The 18,176-nt window shown below is 63.0% G+C and carries 12 protein-coding genes; 5 read left to right on the top strand and 7 right to left on the bottom strand.

Translation table 11 applies throughout. The annotated features are described in order from the left end of the window. Positions 1–453 precede the first annotated feature (453 nt). The 3 genes from MKK63_RS19620 (at position 454) to MKK63_RS19610 (ending at position 7,142) form a co-directional block, all read left to right on the top strand. Complete coding sequence (locus MKK63_RS19620) at positions 454–3,504, top strand: glycoside hydrolase family 5 protein (RefSeq protein ID WP_244004738.1); 3,051 nt, start codon at positions 454–456, stop codon at positions 3,502–3,504. Positions 3,505–3,915: 411 nt separating this feature from the next. Beyond that, on the top strand, positions 3,916–5,451 hold the full coding sequence (locus MKK63_RS19615) for a flippase (RefSeq protein ID WP_244004736.1): 1,536 nt from the start codon (positions 3,916–3,918) through the stop codon (positions 5,449–5,451). A gap of 626 nt (positions 5,452–6,077) precedes the next feature. Then, on the top strand, positions 6,078–7,142 hold the full coding sequence (locus tag MKK63_RS19610) for an acyltransferase family protein (RefSeq protein ID WP_244004734.1): 1,065 nt from the start codon (positions 6,078–6,080) through the stop codon (positions 7,140–7,142). Positions 7,143–7,720: 578 nt separating this feature from the next. Here the strand turns inward: MKK63_RS19610 and MKK63_RS19605 are convergent. Next, positions 7,721–8,494, bottom strand: a complete 774-nt coding sequence (locus tag MKK63_RS19605) for an SGNH/GDSL hydrolase family protein (RefSeq protein ID WP_244004732.1) — start codon at positions 8,492–8,494, stop codon at positions 7,721–7,723. 931 nt (positions 8,495–9,425) lie between these two features. On the opposite strand from MKK63_RS19605, the gene MKK63_RS31755 reads away from it, so the two are divergent. Continuing rightward, positions 9,426–9,560, top strand: coding sequence for a hypothetical protein (locus tag MKK63_RS31755; protein ID WP_279574764.1), 135 nt, complete (start codon positions 9,426–9,428; stop codon positions 9,558–9,560). Positions 9,561–9,587: 27 nt separating this feature from the next. Beyond that, on the top strand, positions 9,588–10,979 hold the full coding sequence (locus MKK63_RS19600; protein ID WP_244004731.1) for an MFS transporter: 1,392 nt from the start codon (positions 9,588–9,590) through the stop codon (positions 10,977–10,979). Between the two features lie 249 nt (positions 10,980–11,228). Here the strand turns inward: MKK63_RS19600 and MKK63_RS19595 are convergent, their stop codons facing one another. From MKK63_RS19595 to MKK63_RS19570, 6 genes are all read right to left on the bottom strand, one after another. Further along, positions 11,229–12,311, bottom strand: coding sequence for a glycosyltransferase family 4 protein (locus MKK63_RS19595; protein WP_244004729.1), 1,083 nt, complete (start codon positions 12,309–12,311; stop codon positions 11,229–11,231). 129 nt (positions 12,312–12,440) lie between these two features. Next, complete coding sequence (locus MKK63_RS19590) at positions 12,441–13,463, bottom strand: glycosyltransferase family 4 protein (protein WP_244004727.1); 1,023 nt, start codon at positions 13,461–13,463, stop codon at positions 12,441–12,443. Between the two features lie 384 nt (positions 13,464–13,847). Beyond that, on the bottom strand, positions 13,848–14,912 hold the full coding sequence (locus MKK63_RS19585; protein ID WP_244004725.1) for a glycoside hydrolase family 5 protein: 1,065 nt from the start codon (positions 14,910–14,912) through the stop codon (positions 13,848–13,850). Between the two features lie 111 nt (positions 14,913–15,023). Further along, on the bottom strand, positions 15,024–16,232 hold the full coding sequence (locus MKK63_RS19580; RefSeq protein ID WP_244004723.1) for a glycosyltransferase family 4 protein: 1,209 nt from the start codon (positions 16,230–16,232) through the stop codon (positions 15,024–15,026). Between the two features lie 847 nt (positions 16,233–17,079). After that, a complete protein-coding gene (locus tag MKK63_RS19575; RefSeq protein WP_244004721.1) occupies positions 17,080–17,826 on the bottom strand; it encodes a WecB/TagA/CpsF family glycosyltransferase in 747 nt (248 codons plus the stop codon). Between the two features lie 211 nt (positions 17,827–18,037). Then, positions 18,038–18,157 (bottom strand): sugar transferase, encoded by a 120-nt coding sequence (locus tag MKK63_RS19570; RefSeq protein WP_244004827.1) that lies wholly within the window; start codon positions 18,155–18,157, stop codon positions 18,038–18,040. Positions 18,158–18,176: the final 19 nt, after the last annotated feature.

The raw sequence follows: 18,176 nt of genomic DNA, 5'->3' as shown, positions 1-18,176 counted from the left end.
CCGCATGGGAGAGGAGGCCGGTCGTACTTGCCGACCGTGTCAGCAGATGACTGTCGTGTGCCGCGGGCGAGCCAACACATCGTCCGCTCGGGTCCATGGTGAGTCACAGGGTTTGGCCGCAAAACCGGCGGCCACTTTGGCGAAATCAGCTTAGCCGGCTGATCGTCCGACCTCGGCACCAGACCTGACTGAAAACGCGGCTGCGACGACCAGCCCATCAGGCTTGAGCAGCACCCGTTGGAGGCCATACCGTGCGGCACGCCATTCCAATACGCAGGGTGGGCAGGCAGGCCTTTGTCATGGCCGAGCGCGTCGCATTGAGCGCAATATCTTGGTCATTCTACCTTGGTAAATGAATATAAAATGTGATTCCGCAAAAATCTATCGAATTATGTTCGTCGAATCTTCAGAGAGACCGAGTAGATCTAAGTCCAGTTGGCTTTGGATCCGGACATGCAACTCGGCATTAATCTTTCTGGCGCCGCTTACGGTTTGCTAACGACGACGGCCAGCGTCGATTACTTTGCGAGCAAAGGATTTTCGACGATCCGCCTGCCCCTGGACTGGGAACAGGTTCAGCCGACGTTGAACGGGGCGCTCGATCCGGACTTCCTCGCGCAGGTTCATCAATTCGTGTCCTATGCCGAATCCCAGGGCATGCACGTCATCCTCGATCTGCATAACTACGGCAGCTACAACGGCGATCTCGTCGGCAGCGCGAGCGTGCCGGTATCGGCTTTCGCCGATCTGTGGGGGAAACTGGCAGGCGCGTTCGCGACCGACGCGAACGTCTCGTTCGGCCTCATGAACGAGCCGCAGGTTCCGACGGCCTCCGCTTGGCTGCCGGCCGTGAACAGCGCGATCCAGGCCATCCGCGACTCGGGAGCGACGACCCAGCAGGTCCTTGTCTCCGGCACCTATTGGGATGGCGGATCGAGTTGGACCCAAACCGACAATGCGAGCGTCATCGGCAAGCCCGGCGCCGTCGTCGATCCGTCGAATAATGTCGCCTTCGAGGTCCACCAGTATCTTGACGACACATCGGGTCAGAACAGCTGGGTCGTGTCCGAGTCGATCGGCGTGGAGCGCCTGACGGACATCACCGAGTGGGCGCGGCAGACGGGCGCCAAGCTCTATCTGGGCGAGTTCGGGGTCGCGGATAACGCAACCTCGCTCGTTGCCATGACCAACATGTTGAATTTCGTGTCCCAGAACAGCGATGTCTGGGAAGGTGCCTCCTACTGGGCCGCCGGGACCGGCTGGCACGATTACATGTACTCGGTCGAGCCGAACCTTGGCATTCTCGATATGCCGCAGATGTCGGTCCTGGAAAATTTCACCAGCACGAATGTGGTTCCGAAGGTCCTTTCGGATGGCACCGTCGAGCTGGACACGTTCGTCAGTGGCCGCAGCGGCGCGAGCATCAAGGACGTCTTGGACGCCAACGGCGACCTGCTTTCCAGAACCCTCTACAACGCCGATGGCTCGATCTCGCGCAGCGTAAAGGTCGATGCCGCGGGCAATTTCGATCTCTCGCTCTACGCGAACAACTCTGACCACCCGACCTCGCTCGAGGTGTACTCGTCTGCCTACGCGCTGGAAGCCCGGACGTCGTTCAACGACGACGGCTCGAAGACCGTCGTCACGTATGGCGCCCATGAGTGGGATGTCGTCAAAACCGAGAACTACACGAAGGATGGGGCGCTGGCCTCGACCTCTGAAGTCAACGCGGACGGCAGCCATCAGACTGCCAATTACGTCGATGGCCATATCTCGACCGTCGAACAGTATGACGCGAGCTGGAAATTCATTTCCCGAAGCACGTATGACGCGTCGGGCAAGCTCGAGCAGGTGCAGTCGACCGATGAGGCGGGCCAATCGACGATTGCGCACTACAGCAGCGACGGCAAGCAGGTCGCCACGTCCGAGCTGTATGACGCGAACTGGAAGCTGATCTCGTCCACAAGCTACGATGCGAATGGCGTGATCGCGAAAGTTCAGACGAATCTTGAGGACGGGTCGCATCGGGTCGACACGTACGCCGCGAACGGCAGCTACGTGTCCGAGTCCACGACCTACGATGCGGCGTGGTCGGTCGTCTCCAAATCCATGCAGACCGCCGACGGTTCACGCACGATCGAGACCTTTGCCGCAGGCTCGGCGGTGATGGTCAAGTCGGAGAACTATGACAGCGACTGGCATCTGCAGAGCCGCACCACCTACGACAGCCACGGCAACATCAGCGAGGTCCTCACGGAACTGAAAGACGGCAGCCATCAGGTCGCGGCCTACGCGGCGGCCGGCGCTGCCGGCCCATCCTCGATCACAACCTACGACGCGTCCTGGCAGATCACCGCACGTTCGCAGCTCGACAGCTCCGGCCGGGTGAGCGCGATCGACCACATCAACGCCGACGGCACGCACACGGTCCAGAGCTTCGCCGCGGGCTCGACGGTGACGACCCAGTCGGAGAGCTATGACGGGTCTTGGAACCTGATCAGCCGCACCACTTACGACAGCCACGGCAACGTCAGCGAGGTGCTCACGGAACTGAAGGACGGCACCCATCAGGTCGCGGCCTACGCGGCGGGGGCCGCCAGCCCCTCGTCGATCACCACCTACACGGCATCCTGGCAGATCACGTCACGCGAGCAGCTCGACAGCTCCGGCCACGCGAACGTGATCGATCACGTCAGCGCCGACGGCACGCACACGATCGAGACCGTTGCGGCCAGCACGGCGTCGACGGCCAGCACGGCGTCGACCGCCAACACCGTCACGGGCGCTTCGAGTGCACCGAGCGCACCGGGCGTGGCGCTGGCACACGATACCGGATCGGGCAGCAATCACCTCACCAGCGACGGGCTGATCACCTACACCCCCACGGCGAGCGGCGACACGCTCCACTTCCGGCTGGACAACGGCACCGTCTCGTCCAGCGCCCCGGTGCTGGCCACGGATGGCAGCGCAGACGGCCAGCACACCATTACCGTCTACGAAACCAACGCCACCGGCCTTAACTCTGCCACCACCAGCCTCGCCTTCACCCTCGACACACACCACGCCACCACAACCGCGGGAAGCGCGACCGCCGGACAGACGAGCACGACCGGGACCGGCGCGAACGGAAGCGTGAGCGGGACGAGCCAGAGCGGCGGCACGACCGGGACCGGGACTTCGGGTGTCGGCTCGGGCACGACCGCGGCGGCTCCGAGCGCACCGGGCGTGGCGCTGACGCACGACACCGGATCGGGCAGCAACCACACCACCAGCGATGGGCTGATCACCTACACCCCCGCGGCGAGCGGCGACACGCTCCACTTCCGGCTGGACAACGGCACCGTCTCGTCCAACGCCCCGGCGTTGGCCACGGATGGCAGCGCGGACGGCCAGCATACGATCACCGTCTACGAGACCAACGCCGCCGGTCTCACCTCGGTCGACACCAGCTTGGTCTTCACCCTCGACACCCACCACGCCACGAGCGGTCTTCACGTCGCGTGAACCAGAACGCAGACCACCGCGTAAAGGGCCACGGAGCGGTGCCCGATTGCAACGCAATCGGGCACCGCTCTCGGCACGTGGAGCTAGGCGCCCTCCGGCGCTGAACTGTCTCCGCCGCGGCGCGGAACGCCCCGAGGCGTAGCGCCAGGACGAAAACTGGATTATGGCTTCCCGCAAGTTTATTGAGCGGCGCAAACGTCCGTCTTCAGAACGTGATCGATCGTAGCAACCGGTCGAGACAGCGCTTGCACCGACCCAACGAGGAGCTTCGCGATCGACGAGGACGGCGCGCGTCGTGCTGCGTGCACGATGCTCATCCCGTCCCAGCGGTGGAGATCTTACGGTCGAGTCACGCCGCGGGCTGTACGCGACCGTTCGTTCTTCCGAGCTCCGAGCTTTTCGAGGTCCATCTTGGCGTCTGACAAACTTGCCGATGAGGCAGCCCTGCTCCCCGCATCGGGGGGCGTCGAGCCGAAGAAGAAACGTTTCGGCTCCAGCGTCGGACGGAACTTTCTGGTCAATTCCACCGGGACGATGGTCGGCCTGATCGTCTCCTTCGTCACGGTCCCGATCTACGTCCATCACATCGGCGACGCCCGCTACGGCGTGCTCTCGATCGTCTGGCTGCTTCTGGGGTATCTGGGCTTCCTCGATCTGGGCCTGTCGCGCGCAGCGACCAACGCCCTGGCGCGCCTCGATCGGTCGGCCGACGAGGAACGGACGCGCATCGTCGCCACGTCCATCATCCTGAACCTCGGCTTCGGCGCGATCGGCAGCCTGATCCTCTACCTGGGCGGATCGTTTCTGCTCGATTACATCGTTTCCGTCCCACCCGATCTCCGACCCGAGATCGAGGGAAACCTGGTCTGGGTCGCATCGCTGCTTCCGCTCGCCCTGATTTCCGGGGTCGCCATCGGCACGTTGGAAGCACGCGAGCGCTTCATCGCGGCAAACGTGCTGCAGGTGATCGGCTCGTCCGCCGGACAGATCATACCGGTCATCTGTGCGTTGCTCATCGCACCGAACCTGTCGGTGGTGATTCCGGCCGCGGTCCTCACGCGGATGTTCGGCGTCCTTCTGATTTGCGCCTACGTCGCGCTTCGCAACGGGCCATGGGTGCCGACCCGCCCCGACATGAAGACCATGCGCAGCCTGCTTGGGTATGGCGGCTGGGTGACGATTTCGGGTCTCGTCAGCCCTGTTCTCCAATCTGTCGACCAGCTGGTGATCGGCTCCATCCTGAGCGTGGCTGCGGTGACCTATTACGCAGTGCCGATGAACTTGGTGATCCGCAGCCAGGTCTTCGCGGTCGCACTTGCGCGCGCGCTCTTTCCGAGAATGTCCCGAGTCGGGGCGACGGAGGGCCGTGACATCTCCGAGCAATCCCTCGTCGCGCTGGCCTACGGCTACGCGATGCTCTGCGCCCCCGGAATTCTTCTCGCGCAACCGTTTCTCGCAACCTGGCTGAGCCCAAGCTTTGCCGAACTAGGCGGGCCTGTGGCGCGGATCCTGCTGGTCGGGGGGTGGATCAACGGGCTGGCCTTCATCCCTTTCAGCCTTCTGCAGGCGAAGGGACGGCCGGATCTGCCGGCCAAATTTCACCTTCTCGAAATCGTGCCCTTCATCGGCGTGCTCTGGGGACTTTCGTCGTTGTTCGGCCTGAAGGGTGCCGCCCTCGCGTGGTCGCTGCGCGTCATCGGTGACGCCGGCCTGCTCATGGCTGGAGCCGGGATGCGGATCCGGATGATCAAAGCGATCGCCCCTGCAGCCGGATTGATGGGCGCGTGCTTTCTCGTGGCTGAACTCATCCCGCTGTCGAACCTTTCGGCCTTCGCAGCCGGGTGCGTTGCCGCACTTATCAATGTTGGATTGGCCATGATTTTTTCCCCGCTTAAACTGCAGATGATCCTCGCATCGTCCGCGAAACTGGGTCGGAAGGCAGTTTAAATCCGCCCTGCGTGGATTGACTTCGGATGGAACGGAATCGTCCCCTGTGTGCGTTGAGGCGGGCACGGTTTCCAGGTCGACGGAGAGCGCATCGCCGTCCCGACCGCGATCGAGCGGCAGGTGGAGGAAGGCAGCGTTCACGCGAGAAGCCATCAAAGCCTCGCGTGCCAACGACGCGGGCCGACTTCCTGCGACGTCCGGAATGTAATCACGATGTCCAGGCTCAACATCTTAACATTGATCAAGATTTACGACTTCAGACTTACTTGATGCGCAACGTACAGCGAGCGCTTTGTGCTTGTCTTTGCCCCGATGGATCGGTCCGGATCCATCATTTAACTATCTGGAGGCCGCCGCGATGACGGTCCGGGATCTGATCCCTGTCTATCAATGGCGGTATCCATGCAGTAATCTCTGGACCGGCTGGTGCAGTTTCCGCCGAAGTGGATACCGGTTCGGCGTCGGAGAGCGCGCCAAGACAGAGGCTGCGAGACCCGCCCGATTACAACGCGATCAGGCAGGGCTCGTGATGCAGATGACCAGTCAAGTTACTGACATGGCGGCATAATTCGACTATGGAAATCAAGTCTCTGGATGCGCGCGCGACGATCGCAGATCCGTCGCCGATGGACACCGTCCCGATTGAGGCTCAGCGGCGCGAGAAGTTCGGCGGCATCCAGGCTGGACGCGCCGTGGCGGCGATCCTCGTCGTATTCGCCCATGCCGGGACGATCATCGCCGAACCGCGCTTCTACGGGGCCGAACCGTTCGGAGGCCTGTTGCGGCAGTTCGGGGTCGGGGTCGATTTCTTCTTCGTCCTCAGCGGCTTCATCATTGCGTGGGTGCACTGGGGTGATATCGGCCGTCGGGAACGCCTCCCGACGTATGCGCGCAACCGGTTCCTGCGCATCTACCCGCCCTACTGGGGCGTCCTGCTGCCGCTGTCGTTCCTCTACTTCCTGTTCCCGAATGCAGGGATTCCGAGCCAGCACGATCCGGTCAACTTCGTGTTCTCATTCCTGCTGGCGCCGTATACCAAGCCGCCGATCCACTCGGTGGCTTGGACGCTCGTTCACGAGATGATCTTCTATGTCATCTTCGGGCTCCTGATACGGCTCGGAGCCCGAGCTGTCTGGATCCTGCCCATCTGGGCCTTGGGAATCCTGGCGGTGTACCCGGTGTTGGACAGCCTGCCGTTTCCACTGACCGTGCTTCTCAATCCGTACAATCTTGAGTTCCTCATCGGCATCGGAACCGCCCTGACGCTGATGCACATACGCGTGCGAGTTCCAGAACTCGTCGCGGTCGTCGGATCGATCTTCTTCCTGAGTGCGATGCTGTTCGGGGCACAGCTGCTGGACCATCAGCTCGCCGCACGTCTCGTATTCGGATCCGCCGCCGCCTTATTCATCCTCGGCATCGTCGAGCGCGAGCGCAGCAGGGGATTGGCCGTCCCGCCGTTCGTACTCCTGCTCGGCGCCGCGTCGTACGCGATTTACCTCATCCACGGCCTGGCCCTCTCGGCCGTCGTTCACGTCACGGTCTTGGCCACGGGACGGACGCTCCCGATCGTCGCGGTCCTCGTGCTGCTCGTCGTCGCGGCGACGCTGACAGGCGTGGTCTACCATCTGGTCTACGAGAAGCCCGTCAGCCGCAGGCTGCGAGTCCTGTTCGCCAGTGAGGCGCGATAAGGTGCCGCCCGCGCAGCCGCAGCGGCGCGCGGGCGTGGACCTCTCCCTGCTGGAGCGGGCTCGAACCCGCCCAGACGTTGATCGGCGGCACCCAGGCCGCGCCGGGGCAGGATGTCCAAGCGCTCACCGACGCGATGGCGGAAGCCTGTCGACGGCCGGAGGCCGCGATTCTGCCCCGCTGCGACGGGATCGGGCCGCCGGGCGGCCCCCTCCCCCGCCTGGAGCGCGTTCGTCGCCGGCCTGCACGGGATCGAGGACCTGATCGAGGCGGGGCGGCTGACACATCGTCCCGAAGGCGGTCACCACGATTCGGACACGGGTGATGCGAGACGAACGATCCGGAGCCTCGGCACCTAGGCTCAGGGAAATCGGATCGGGGCCGGAACTGCACAGGCGCTGACGGGGCGGGCGGGATCGAACGGCGCGTGATACGATCGCGTTGACGGCGTCCAGCCACAGGCCGGCGCTTCGGTCACCGGTGAGGCGAGGCGCGATCGCACGTTCTGACATCGAGCGGCCCAGACCGGGCTGGGGCGCTCTTGGCGGAAGGAGATTCCGTTCGGCGAAAGGGTGCAGCTCTAGCCGACCGGCTCAACCGTAGTCGCAGGAAGGTCGATCCGCCTGCCCGACATGCAGGCGGATGCGATGTGGGTGCGGATTGCGTCGGCGATTGTCGACGCCACCATGACATGCGCAGCTTCGGTCAGATGCGCGCCATCCGCCATAAGCATGTCCCCCTTGCTGCCGACACCGAAGCTTTCGAACAGGTCCACGAAAATGCCGCCCTTGGCGTCAACCAAGTGTCGCAGCCGTTGCGTGTAAAGCGCCGCGTGCCGGGTCTTGTGTTTGGGACCGCAGGGAAACGCCGACAGAACCACCGGGACGGCCGAATTCCGGAAGCACTCGTCCATGATCGCGGACTGCGCCGCGAGGCATTCATCGAAATTGTTGATCTTCTTCGAAGACGCCAAGCTAATGAAATCCTGAACCTGCCAGCGCAACGTGGAGAGATGCGACGTCCGTTTCTTCGCGGCTGGCGCCAAGGGAAGCCGCGATTCCTCTGCGGATTTCTTCAGAATCGATCGCGTTGCGTTGACGAAGCGCAGCACCACGCTCGCATCGGTTGTAGCAAATTGAATAATTACATACTCTGGTTGTGTATATCGGATATCACGGAGGACGAATTTCCGCGCATCCTTGGACGAGAACCCAGGATACGACTTCAGCTTACCTTGAACAGACATCCCCTTCGCGGCCAGCAATCCACACGTCATCTGGAAGAATCCGAGCTTGTGTGGGGTGCCTTTGATCATACATGCGCCGACACCGAGGATTTTGATGTTGTCTATCACTGATTTGACCGCCCCCAATGCCGACCGGACGATCGATCAGTTCCCACTTTGTAACTGGCAGGGATACCTGAACGACGTCTTTGTACAAACTCGGCGTTATGATATGTTGTTTTGATCTCAAAGATTTATGTACGCCAGAATATCTTAGCCATGCATCGCGATCAGGAATAATGGTCGATAAGATACATAACATGGCAATGTTTTTCGTCAAACAGCATACAGAGCTCCTGAAACTGGTATATAAATACCGGTAGATTCACGACACTAGCCACAGCGATGCAAAATACACTTAGAATTGATTACACCTCGTCGCGCCGATGTCCACACTTTTATAGGCGGCAACATATCCTAATACGGAAATCGATTCCTAATCCATGATACAAAACGATCACCAAGCCATTCTCACGAGAACAGCAGAGCTTCGCGGAGATCGCAGCCTGGGGAAGGGCGCGGTAGGCGGTGTCACAACCATGACGCGATCGCCCGGGTGAAGCGGGGCGCGCAGCACGCAGGTCCGGCCCGCCCGGGCGCGCGTTTCCGAAGGTCGTTCTACGGGAGCATGACCGCAGAACCCCGCCCCGGGGCACCGCAATGGTGGACCGGAAACACGGGGACGCCCGTCGCGCCGGTCGTTCGCCGACTATCGTATCGATGCCATCCCACCGCTACGCTGGAGACAGCGGTGCTGCGGGCGCGCCGGTTCTAGGGCGCGACAGCATCGAGGTCACATCGGAACCGCCGGAGCGGAGGTCGACCGCGGCCACCAGCGCCGTCGGCGCCCTTGAAGTTCACACGTCTTCCTCGATGGAGACCGGTATCCACGGTCTGTCCGCCTTGACGGCCTGTCCGCCGATCTGCGATGCCGAAGCCGCCCAGGCCCGGACGATCCTGGTGCCCTCGGCCGTCACGCAGCGCGGAGGCACCGAACGGCATGCGCCGCAACGTCGAGGACGCCATCCGCAACGGCGATGTCGTCGGGACGCCGCCGAAGGCGATCGGCCCGGGCGGGGACCGGATAGACAATCACGGCGCGCAGCGCCCGGTCGGGGATACCGGCCGGCGCTGAGACACAGGGTTCGAGGAAATCACGCTCTTGGTTGAGGCACGGGGGGGCCGGCCGGACGCGCCGGACGGGGCCGAGAATGGCCACGACGGCTCGGTCGCGGCGATCACGCAGCGCCTCGATGCTCTGCCGGTTACCCGTCTTCACTTAGCGATCCTCGCCGTCAGCACGCTCGGCCTGTTCGCGGATATCGCAGAGGTCGCCCTGAGCAACGCGCTGGCGGCCATCTTCCTCGCCCCGCCCCACAATCTGCCGCGCAGCAGCCTGTCCCTCCTGCTGGCCTCCGTGTTCGCCGGCGGGGCGGTCGGCGCGCCGATCTTCGGCCTGCTGGGCGACCGCCTCGGGCGCATGCGCGCGCTCCAGGCCTCCCTGGTGCTAATGGCGATCGGCTCATTCGGCGCCGCGCTCAGCGCCGGCCTCACGTCGCTCACGGTCGCGCGCGCGGTGTCGGGCTTCGCGATCGGCGGCTTTCCGCCCCTGGTGGCGACCCTTCTTGCCGAGGTGATGCCGCCCCGGCAGCGCGGCGCAATGCTGATGGTCTGCGCCGGGATCGGATTCATCGGCGGTTCGGCCGTCATCCTGCTGGTCCAGATCCTCGCGCCGGCGTCACCGCTCGGGATGGAGGCGTGGCGCTGGGCGCTGATCCTCGGGGCCGGCCTAGCGGCGCTCGCTGCCGCGCTGTTCGCGCTCCTGCCGGAATCGCCGCGCTGGCTCGCTGCGGCCGGGCGCCCCGTCGAGGCCCGGGAAGCCTGTCGGCGGTTCACGGATTCGGCACGCTCCCGACAGGCCGCGCCCGCCGGGGAGCCGCCAGCGCCGCCCAAGGCCCGCGCGCCCGCCGACGAGCCGCCCGCGAGGCGCAGGATTGTCCTGTTCATCGCCCTCTACGCCCTCGCACCGTGGGCGACCCTGGGCTTCCCCCTGCTGAGCGCCGTCGTGCTCCTGGAGAAGGGCTTCAAGGTCGAGCAATCCCTGGTCTTCGCCGCCCTGTCGCTGCTTGGACCGCCGGTGGGGACGCTGCTGACGGCCCTGGTGGTTGACCGGCTGGAACGGCGCGCCAGCCTCGCCGTCCTGGCCGGGACGATGGCAGGCCTGGGCACGGCCTTCGCCGCGAGCACCGGGTTCGTCACCCTGGTCCTGCTCGGCATCGCGTTCAACACGGCGGCGGCGACCTACGGGGCGATCCTGTCGATCTACGCCACGGAACTGCTTCCGACGCGGCGGCGGGCGTCGATCCTGACCTGCGCCTGGGCGGGGGGGCGGATCGCTTCCGCGCTGGCCCCCTTCGTCCTATTGCCGGCGCTCACGGCCTATGGCCCGCACGGGATGTTCGCAGTCATCACGGCGGTTCTCGTGGCGAGCGCCGCGCTCCTGCTCGGCGGCCCGCGGGGCCTGTCCGGTCAGCCCGTCGCGCACACCCCTTGAGCGCCGGTCCGACGGCGGGCCAGGTGGTCGGATCGGCGTGGTGGCGCGATCAAGCGTCCAAGTCTTTGCTGCGGCGCGCTCGAACATCGAAGCCGTATCCGCTTCGGCGGAAGGCGCTCTAGGTCTTTGGTGAGTCGCAGGTTTCCGTCACAAACCCGGCAGTCATTTTTGCGAAAACTGCTATATACGGCCGCGAGACAACAGGCTTGATTGGAGACCGTCCCGTGCTTGCCGTCGGGGCCGGCACGATCAGACCGATCGCGGCTTTTCGAGCACGCGGCCGTAAACCGTCATCAGATCCCGCGCATAGGCTTCCTGTGTGAACTTCCGCTCGAACAACGCCCGTCCCGCAGTCGCGAGAGCGCCCCGAAGCGCATGGTCCTTGACCAGCGTCTCGATGGCCTGCGCAAGTGACGGGACATCGCCCGGCTTCAGAAGAAGAGAGTCCACGCCCGAGTTGAGAACCTCCGGAATGGATCCGACTTCAGTCGCGATCACCGGAACGCCGGCGGATAACGCCTCCAGGATCGACATCGGGAGACCTTCATGAAAGCTCGGCAGCACGAGGGTGTCCGCGGATTCGAGCAGGCTCGACAGACCATCACCGGAAACCCAACCCGTGAAGGTGCAGAGATCTGCGATCCCGAGTTCGGCGCTTTCCCGCCGGTAGTGATCGATCCGGCCGCCCCCCGCCAGGATAACCGGAACATCCGTGCCGCGCGATCGAAGCAGCGCCAGAGCCGACAGCAACTCCCCGACCCCTTTCCGCGGGATCAGGTTCGCGAGAAACAGCAGCCGGAATCGACCGCTGACATAAGCGGTCCTGTCAGGGCGCGCGAGCCGGCGGTCGCCCGTCGCGTTGTGCAGGACGACGATCCGGTCCCTGTCGACGCCAAGATCATGCGCGAGGAACTCGCGATGAACCTCGCCGAGAACAAGGTTCAGTGCGGCCATCCGGACCGTCGATCGGACCAGAAACTTCATCGCCCCGTTGCCACTCCGGTACGACGTGATCAGCTCCGCACCGTGGTGATGGAGGATCGTGGGCACGCGGAATGTCCGACCCAGCAATAGAAGAAGTACCTTTCGGAGAAAGCTGAATCGTTCCGATACATGCAGATGCAAAACGCTCGGTCTATTGAGCAGGCAGCACAAAAATAACTTGGAGAATCCGACCAAAAAATTTATCGGCCACAGGCGATTCCACTGTGAGCCCCTGGTATTGATGACCGTCAATGTGATCGACGGGTCCTGCTTTTTGAGGATCGTGGATATCAGATTGCTGACCGTTCCGATGCCTCCGCCCAGCTCAGTCCCCTCCGGAGAGGCCATCACAATATGCCGAAGCCATAGAGTCTTGGTTGGCTGATCTGAGATACCGGAGAGACTTTTTTCAGAGTTCATCTGACGCCTGTATCGAATTGGGCAACGCGATCGCGCACGGCTCTAACCGTGGCCGACTTATCGGTTTGCGAACGATTGCGTCGCCAAGCGCGCCCGACTGGTCGATGTATCCGCAATCCAGTCGGTTATGAGATCGGCCCATTTGAGCGGGATCTGCAAGCGGTTCCATGCAGCCGCGCTCCCCTCGGAGACGCGGCTATAGAGCGCCTCGTTGTCGAGCAGCTCCGTCATTCTGTCGGCGAGTTCCGCTGTATTACCGGCCCTGAAGACGAGACCGCTTTCTCGGTCGATGACGGCGCCTGCGAACATCGGGTGGTCCGAGACGACGAGGGGCGTGCGCGAACAAAGCGCCTCGTAGATCGTGAGTGGCATGCCTTCCGAGTACTCATGACGGCTCGGAACGACCACGATATCTGCTTGTCGCATCTTGACGATGACTTCAGCGTTATCGATCATTCCGAGCTGGTGCACGACGCCTTCGAGCCGGTGATGCGCAATCAGCCCCGCCAGGCGCCCGTCGTCGTGCCGGCCGACGAGATCCAGGCGGACGTCGCGGCCGGCATCGACCAGCTGCTTGGTCGCCACGATCAGGTCGTCGACGCCCTTCGCCTGCGCCAAGAGACCGACGTAAATAATCTTGGCCGGTGACGAGGGCTTCGTTTTCGGCGGCGTGTTTTCGGGACGATCGAACGTGGGATAATCCCAAGCCAGAACCTTGCGCCGCGGCACGCCGATCCGCACGAGCTGCTCCGCGGCACGATTCCCGTGGTTCGCCACCCACTCGATATTGGGCGCCCTGGTGAGCAGTCCGAGCAGGGCGCCGGACAGCCTGGACTTCGCGGATTGCGTATTGAACGAGTCCGCCAACAACAGGAGCGTCCGGACCCGGTGCCGGATCGCCCACCAGATGACGGGCCGGATCGGTCCACGAACGATCAGGAGGTCGGGACGCGACTGGGCGGTCAATTCCGCCAACCGGCGTCCGTCGAAATGGTCGACGAAGCCCGCACCGATCGCCTTGGCGCCACTCGCCAGCGTGACGTCGTAGGCCTGATCGGTGAAGCCCGTGATCGTTGTCACCGACCCGATCTCAGCCGCTAGGTTTTCCACGTACTCGACGGTGTGCCTTTGGGCGCGGTACGTCTCAGGGCCCCCTTTTGACAGGCGCTCTGCAGCCTCTCGGAAATCACCCGCGTATTGGACAATCGTAAGTCTAAGCGGGGATTTGACCATTCGGGACAGCCTCGTAGATTAAATACAATCAGCCTAGTGACGGGCTCTTACCGGCGACCAATAACTATGGCGATCCGATAGTCCAGAGCGTCCCGCTGGCGGCCGACCGAAACGGTGGCGTCAAGTCCAGGACTCGCGGCGGTCACCAAGCGATCGGTTGCCGTGCAGGATCAACGCCTGCGGGAGACGCGGCGCACGCTCCGCATCGCGCAGGAGCCGTGTCCAACAAACCTACTTCGGTCCGGCCAGCAGGAGCGTCATGCGCGGGTCGTCCGGCGTGGCGCCGCTGAAGTCCTGCGCGTCCCCGCCGCCGGGATCGATCGTGTACCAGAAGCCTGCATCGGGCGTGTTGTAGCCTGCCTGCCCGGCATAGACGCCCCACCACGCGTAGCCCGTCCAGACGTCCGTGTTGGCCCCGAGGAAGGCGAGGAGCGCCTTCAGCTCCACGTCGCAGGCCGCGTTCCGGCCGGAGGAGAATTCACCGAGGAACAGGCGCTTGCGGTGCGTGCGCGCCCAGTCGGTGACGCCCACCAGCGAGGACGCGCCCGTCCCGGCGTTGCAGCTCGTCTTCTTACCGGCGCCCCAGTCGTCGAGGTATTGATGAACGTCGAAGATGAGCCGATCAGCCGGATCCTCCACCTTCAGCATCAGCACGGCGTTCGACGCGGCCCCGCCTTTCCCCCATGACCAGCCGCCGCTGAACCCGTTGCCGTCGACCATGATGGTGTTGGTGGCGCCGGTCGCCCGCACCGCCTTGATGGTCGTGTTGTAGGTCGCGACGAGCGTCGGTCCGTCTTGATCGTAGGGCTCGTTCATCAGGTTGAAGATGACGGCGGGATTCGCCTTGAACGCGGTCCCGAGGCGGGACCAGAGGTCGGCGAAGGCGGAAGCCGGCACCCGCGGCGACTCGCCGATGATCACGTTCTCGTCCCGGCTGGTTCCGAAGGTGAGATTGCGCCGGCCGAAGTTGTGGATGTCGATGATCGGGTGGGCGCCGGCCGCGGTCAGGTGATCGATCTCGGTCCGCAGGGCCGCGAGCACGGTCGGATCGAGATCGCCGTCCAGTTTCGGCTGGATCCATTCCCAGGCCACGACGATCCGGAACACCCGCATGCCCTTGCCGAGATAATAGTCCATGCCCGTCGGGGTCGCCCAGGTCGTCGAGCGTGCGTAGTAGCCGTGGTTACCGACAAGGTTGACGCCGCGTCCGAGGCTGAAGGCCGATTCCGCAGAGACGCCGGCGCAGGGGCCGAGCAGGAGACAGAGCGCTGCGAGGGCGCGCGTCGGGATCCACATGGAGGAGCCACCCGTGTTGAGAAATCGGATCATGGTCGACCGGCTACCGCGCCGGCCGGGAGCGCGGACAACGCCGGGCCCCACGGTTCAGCCGGCGGGCCGGCCTTGACCTCAAGCCGGCGCATGCCGGTTCAAATCGCGCACGATGTTCAAGAACTGCTGCGCGACGCGGCTCCATGCGATCTCCTTCTGTACGCTTTCCGCCCCAAGGGCCGCGCGGGCGCTCCAGGCGCTGATCGATTCGCCCTTGAACGTGTAGATGCCCTGGAGGATCGCGTCGGAGGAGACCGGACTCACGAGCTCGACACCCGCCATGCCCACCGCGAACAGGTCGGCCAATCCCCCTGAAGCCGTTCCAATCACCGGCCGGCCGCTCGTGGCCGCGAGGACGGCGACGCCGCTCTGGGAGCTGAAATCTTCGTATGGCAGGACGAACGCATCGACTTTGGCAATCAGCTCCGGGAGGGACGCGTCAGGGACGAATCGGATATCGAGCTCGAATCCGGCCTCGTCCTGCCTGATTTCAGCAAGGCACGTGTCCCAGTACTCCGATTCCAGGGGGTGGATCTCGCCTGAGATCTGCAACGTTACGTCCAATCCTTGCGCGCGCGCGGTTTTGACCGCCCGAATCGTTTCCAGAACATTTTTGTTGCGGCGCACAGTCCCGAAACACAGCAATCGCCCGGTGCCCGGCATCGGCGTTATCGATCCCGTCGAGAACGGGCCATGCGGTATGACGCCGATCTTATCGGCGGAGATCCCATACCGTTTCACCAAGACCTGACGCGCGGCGGGAGCCAGCACGACTAGATGGTTCGGCAGGGCATAGGATACCCGATACAGCATATCTTCGAATTTTCTGATAAATCCATCGAACCGCCATTTGTGCGGAACAGCGTCATGAACGATGTAGATGATTTTCGCCCCGCTCATACGCAGAAAAACGAATAACGGTAGCGTAAAAATAAACGGCTCTGGAATATTAAAAATATAAGTCCCCGTAGTGCGCCGAAGCGAAATGGCTGCGACCGTGCTTGAGATCGATCGTCTCAGAGACGCAGTCAGTCGCTTCCATCGCGGTGCGGCAGTCATCAATTCCCGCGGAACGAAAACACGCTTCAAATTGGTGCCCTTCGGCTCGCGTTCGCGCGGCTCGGCGGCCGGTGAAATGAAGGCAATCTGTGCGCCGGCCTCCCCGATCGCCTCCGAAAGCATCTGTGCGTACCAACCCGTACCGGAACGCCACACTTTGGAAATCAAACACACGTCCGGCATCGAACTCTCTATCTGGGATGCGACATGGGCGACATCGATGGACACATCCTGTCCCAAATTGCTGCCGGCGAGACGATCGATTTTCGCAGTCGTTAGCGTGATTACAATCTGATTTCTCGCTCTTCATAACAAGGAAGACTATTTTGCCCCCCGCCTGATGACCGTAAGGTGCCGTGATATGGGTCGGTCGAACGATCGGAACCGGCTACAGACTCGGTCACCCACCGACGGCCTTTGCGCCCCTCCGCCCACCGGCCTGCCGAGCGTTGCAGGATCTTGCCTCTTCGGATCGGATCGGAACCGTGAGCCACACGCGCCCGGACGCAAGCAGCCACCCTAGATGTCCCTCGATTCAGCGGAAGGCCCTGTCGAACCGACAATCATAACGATACGGCGCCCTTCACGCGAACCGCGTCTGGACGTGGCGAGGGGCTACAGGCGTATCAGACCGGTCGCCGCCACGCTAGACGAAACACAGGGACATACACATTTGGGGTTCGCTCGACCTATGAAAAGCAATCTGCGTTGAGCAACCTCCGGTCACATTGCGTACTCAATTCCACTACATCGAAACGGCGTGCCGTATCCTGATCGGCGCGATGGGAGCGGCAATCTAAGCTTGCGTTCGGCCGAGCCTGCAACGCAGAACGGGACCCGGCCGGGCGTTCCCAGGTCGGACGGCTCCGGCGCGATCCGGGAGGCCGAAGGGCCCCTCTCCGCCTCTGCCCGATGCCGACGGTCCGGCTACGGGGTGCTGCCGCCGGCCCGGGGTTGTGGCGCGGGGATTTCTTCAATCCGCCATCGACCACACCGACGAAACGGAAATTGCTCAAGGGGAACCTATGATGCCCTCCGCGGCATGGGCACCGGTCCGGCGCGATCGGGCGAGGCTCTAAGCTTTCATGTTGGGCGCACGCACGTAGTACGCCAACTTCGCCATCCGAAAGAGGAACACGGCGCCGCCGGTGATATACCGCGCGAACAGGCGCTTCGGCTCCAACAGAAGGCGGAACAACCACTCCAAGCGCGCAGATCGTACCCATTTCGGCGCGCGGACAAATCGGCCGCCCATGAAATCTATGATGGCACCGCCGTTGACGATGAGACAGGCGTGATCGCAGTTCTGGGCGATCTTGAGCGAGAGTTCTTCCTGGCGCGGCATGCCCATGCCGAGGATGATGAGGCTTGGTTGAAAGCGCTGAACCGCCTCCAGATACCCCGCGTCATCCTGGAACCCGTCCAGCTTTGAAACGACGCGGACGCCGGCGGCCTCGATGGTTTCACAGGCATTGCCGAGCCAGGGATCGACTGTCCCGTAGACGGCAGCCGTACGACCAGCCATCTTGTGCAGAATGCGTGGAATCAGATCCGTTCCGTTGCAGTTCACCCCGCTCTTCAGCCCTAGGAACTGCAGCGCGATTTCCAGACCGACGCCATCGCGCAGAAGGCAATCCGACTTCAGGAAGGCATTGCGCAGAGACTGATTGGTATGCGCAATATTGAAACCATGCTGATTGATGAACGACAGAATATACGGCCGCCCTGGATCGCAGAACACGTTCAGACGACGCTTGTAGTGATCAGCATCTTCGATGATGGCAATCTGGGATAAAGTCGATAATATCTCTTTGGTACTCATGTATCCCGCTCTTGAAATACCGACCACCAGGCGACACGAATTCTCAGCGTCAGCACGGAAAGCGGTGATCTGTCTTTCACATCGCGCCAGATTAACGACATCGGCGGACGATGGCGCTGCATCCGCTTCTCCCCCTTCCCCGGTCGAGCCGACCGCGTGAGCGAGCGGCTTAAAGCGGTTGCCAATCGTCGGATGGTGGCTGCACCGAAGATCAGTAGGCGTTGGAGCGGCCCGGGAGCACGTGAAGCGCCGTGGCGGCCAGGATCTTGAGATCCAAAGCGAAACTTTGGTTCTCAATGTACCACAGGTCGAACTCGACCCGGCGCTGCATGTCGGCCAGCTGCGGGGTG

It is taken from the genome of Methylobacterium sp. J-088 (assembly GCF_022829295.1).
Classification (GTDB): domain Bacteria; phylum Pseudomonadota; class Alphaproteobacteria; order Rhizobiales; family Beijerinckiaceae; genus Methylobacterium.
Note: the sequence above shows the minus strand (reverse complement) of the source record. Positions and strands in the feature narration are given on the sequence as shown.

Bases quoted from the DNA above. Each gene is read 5' to 3' on its own strand.
- MKK63_RS19620 (WP_244004738.1), top strand. From the start codon at position 454: ATGCAACTCGGCATTAATCTTTCTGGCGCCGCTTACGGTTTGCTAACG.
- MKK63_RS19610 (WP_244004734.1), top strand. From the start codon at position 6,078: ATGGACACCGTCCCGATTGAGGCTCAGCGGCGCGAGAAGTTCGGCGGC.
- MKK63_RS31755 (WP_279574764.1), top strand. From the start codon at position 9,426: ATGCGCCGCAACGTCGAGGACGCCATCCGCAACGGCGATGTCGTCGGG.
- MKK63_RS19595 (WP_244004729.1), bottom strand. From the start codon at position 12,311: ATGGCCTCTCCGGAGGGGACTGAGCTGGGCGGAGGCATCGGAACGGTC.
- MKK63_RS19585 (WP_244004725.1), bottom strand. From the start codon at position 14,912: ATGTGGATCCCGACGCGCGCCCTCGCAGCGCTCTGTCTCCTGCTCGGC.
- MKK63_RS19575 (WP_244004721.1), bottom strand. From the start codon at position 17,826: ATGAGTACCAAAGAGATATTATCGACTTTATCCCAGATTGCCATCATC.
- MKK63_RS19570 (WP_244004827.1), bottom strand. From the start codon at position 18,157: ATGCAGCGCCGGGTCGAGTTCGACCTGTGGTACATTGAGAACCAAAGT.